We start from the raw sequence: 1,715 nt of genomic DNA on the forward strand, positions 1-1,715 counted from the left end.
GCGTAGATCGCGAAAGGCTTCAGCGTCACGACGGCGAGCAGGAAGACGATGGTGAGGGACGCCAGCAGGATGTTGAGGGCGATCTCGTTGGGGGTCTTCTGGCGTGCGGCGCCCTCGACCAGGCTGATCATCCGGTCGATGAAGGTCTCGCCGGGCTTCGTGGTGATCTTGACGACGATGCGGTCGGAGAGGACCTTGGTGCCGCCGGTGACCGCGCAGCGGTCGCCGCCCGACTCTCGGATGACGGGAGCGGACTCGCCGGTGATGGCGGACTCGTCGACGGAGGCCACGCCCTCGACGACGTCACCGTCGCCGGGGATGATGTCGCCGGCCTCGCAGACCACGAGGTCGCCGATGCGCAGCTCGGTGCCGGGGACCCGCTCCTCGTTCCTGCCGATGAGACGGCGGGCGACGGTGTCGGTCTTGGCCTTGCGCAGGGTGTCGGCCTGGGCCTTGCCCCGGCCCTCGGCCACGGCCTCCGCCAGGTTGGCGAAGATCGTCGTCAGCCACAGCCAGGCGGTGATCGCCCAGCCGAACCAGTCCCCCGGGTTCTTGACCGCGAGCACCGTGGTCACGACCGAGCCGACGAGCACCACGAACATCACGGGCGACTTGACCATCACGCGCGGGTCGAGCTTCTTGATCGCGTCGGGGAAGGACGTGACCAGCTGCTTCGGGTCGAACAGTCCGCCACCGACGCGCCCGGCCTCGGCCGGCCGGTCGCTGGGCGGCCCCGACTGCGGGGGCCGGGTGGGAGTGATGGTGCTCATGCTGCGAGCCCTTCGGCGAGCGGTCCCAGCGCGAGGGCCGGGAAGTAGGTGAGACCGGCGATGATCATGATCGTGCCGACGAGGAGGCCGGTGAACAGCGGCTTCTCGGTCCGCAGGGTGCCCGCCGTCTCCGGTACGGGCGTCTGCTCGGCCAGCGAACCGGCCAGCGCGAGGACGAACACCATGGGCAGGAACCGGCCGAGCAGCATCGCGATGCCGATCGTCGAGTTGAACCACTGGGTGTCGGCGTTGAGACCCGCGAACGCGGAGCCGTTGTTGTTGGCGCCGGACGTGTAGGCGTACAGGATCTCGGAGAAGCCGTGCGCGCCGGAGTTCGTCATCGAGTGGGACGGGGTGTCCAGGGCCATCGCGACGGCGGTGAAGCCGAGGACGAGCGCCGGGGTGACGAGGATGTAGCAGGCCGCGAACTTGATCTCGCGGGTGCCGATCTTCTTGCCCAGGTACTCGGGGGTGCGGCCCACCATCAGTCCGGCGATGAACACCGCGATGACCGCCATGATCAGCATGCCGTAGAGGCCGGAGCCGACACCGCCGGGCGCGATCTCGCCGAGCTGCATGCCCAGCATCGTGATGCCGCCGCCGAAGCCCGTGTACGAGGAGTGGAAGGAGTTCACCGCGCCCGTCGACGTCAGCGTCGTGGCCACCGCGAAGATCGACGAGCCGCCGATCCCGAACCGGGTCTCCTTGCCCTCCATCGCACCGCCGGCGAGGTCGAACGCCGGGCCGTTGTGGGCGAACTCGGTCCACATCATCAGCCCCGTGAACACGACCCAGATGGTGGCCATCGTGCCGAGGATCGCGTACCCCTGCTTCAGCGAACCGACCATCCGGCCGAACGTCCGCGTCAGCGCGAACGGGATCACGAGGATCAGGTAGATCTCGAAGAGGTTGGAGAGACCGTTGGGGTTCTCGAAGGGGTGGGCT

At 68.5% G+C, this 1,715-nt stretch carries 2 protein-coding genes; both read right to left on the reverse strand.

Going from position 1 to position 1,715, the window contains the following annotated elements; all coding sequences use genetic code 11:
- Positions 1 to 770: P-type ATPase actuator domain-containing protein (locus tag SGA01_RS40695; RefSeq protein ID WP_443098419.1), on the reverse strand; the 770-nt coding region annotated here is incomplete at its 3' end.
- Positions 767 to 1,715: potassium-transporting ATPase subunit KdpA (gene kdpA / locus SGA01_RS40700; protein WP_141303462.1), on the reverse strand; the 949-nt coding region annotated here is incomplete at its 5' end. The genes SGA01_RS40695 and kdpA, both read right to left, overlap by 4 nt.

Origin of the sequence: Streptomyces gardneri, assembly GCF_006539185.1 — a bacterium.
Lineage (GTDB): Bacteria > Actinomycetota > Actinomycetes > Streptomycetales > Streptomycetaceae > Streptomyces > Streptomyces gardneri.